The organism is Endozoicomonas sp. (assembly GCF_051008435.1).
GTDB lineage: Bacteria > Pseudomonadota > Gammaproteobacteria > Pseudomonadales > Endozoicomonadaceae > Endozoicomonas_A.
Genome location: NZ_JBPCXO010000466.1, coordinates 1 through 1,077 on the forward strand (window position 1 = coordinate 1; position 1,077 = coordinate 1,077).

Consider the following 1,077-nt stretch of genomic DNA (forward strand, 5'->3'; position numbering starts at 1 on the left):
CCGGTGTCTGGGTGATTGGTGCTAACGAAGACGACGGCGTTAAGCTGGAGTCTGTCGCTAAAGTTGGTGGTGCGCTGGTGGACGATGTTGAAGGCATGGCGGTGTATGCTCAGGAGCAGCAGTCTTACCTGGTCGTTTCCAGTCAGGGTAATGACAGTTATGCGGTCTTCGATACTGAAAAGCCTTTTGCTTACCGGGGTTCGTTCCGTGTCGGATTGAATGCAGCCAAAGGGATCGATGGCACCTCTGAAACCGATGGTCTGGATGTCAGCAGTGCCAACCTTGGTGGTGTTTTCTCAGAAGGAATGTTGGTGGTGCAGGATGGCAGGAATCATATGCCTTCCAGTCCTCAGAACTTCAAATACATACCCTGGAAGTCGATTCAGGTGGCTTTGAAGCTCGACTGAATCTTCTTTCACTGATGTAACATTGCCAAAAGAGCCGGGTTAACGGATTCCAGTTTACCCGGCATTACCCACCTTTCAGCTTCTCCCTCATAACTCCTTTTTATTTCAACTTTTAGCTCACAGGAATCAGCAGAATAATGAATATGAACTAGTATTCTCAAAATCATAAAACTGATGAAGGTGTATCCCCGTGAAGAGAGTATTGTTGTTTGCTGCTCTGTGTCTGTCTGGTTTCTCAGTAGCCAAGGCTGCTTCTATTGGGAATGGCGGGAATTCAACCCGGTCCGATGTGGAAGTAACGACGGGCTCAATGCCGTGTGAAGGCATTCTCGGATCTCACCTGGGAGCTGAAGGTTATCTTGTCGGGGTAGTTCCCTACAAGGGGACCGTTTTCTTTGCCTCTTTGGATAATGGCGGTGTTGATCCCGAGCACAAGGATACGCTCAAGCTAAGCAGTGGCTCACTCACTTCATTCAGCCTATGGAATGTTGGTGGTTCCGTGCAGGCCTCCGAGTTCTCTGAAGACCAATTCAAGCTTACGTCACTCATGTTACGCACCCTTCATCGACTGAAGTTCTTGGAACGATGATGTCAGCGCTGAAAGATAAAGCTTCGCTCGCAACTCAAAGTGGTTCAAATTGAGCTTGTTAGACAAAACCTCAAGACGAAA

2 protein-coding genes and 1 pseudogene are annotated in these 1,077 nt (G+C 48.4%); 2 read left to right on the forward strand and 1 reads right to left on the reverse strand.

The window, feature by feature from the left end; translation table 11 throughout:
* Nucleotides 1–407 (forward strand): phytase (locus ACR2PX_RS22980; protein WP_434001682.1); only part of this gene is annotated, 407 nt, incomplete at its 5' end.
* Nucleotides 408–597: 190 nt separating this feature from the next.
* On the forward strand, nucleotides 598–996 hold the full coding sequence (locus ACR2PX_RS22985; protein WP_434001683.1) for a hypothetical protein: 399 nt from the start codon (nucleotides 598–600) through the stop codon (nucleotides 994–996).
* Here the strand turns inward: ACR2PX_RS22985 and ACR2PX_RS22990 are convergent.
* A pseudogene (locus tag ACR2PX_RS22990) lies at nucleotides 958–1,077 on the reverse strand (IS701 family transposase); the annotation flags it as partial. The gene ACR2PX_RS22985 and the pseudogene ACR2PX_RS22990 overlap by 39 nt on opposite strands.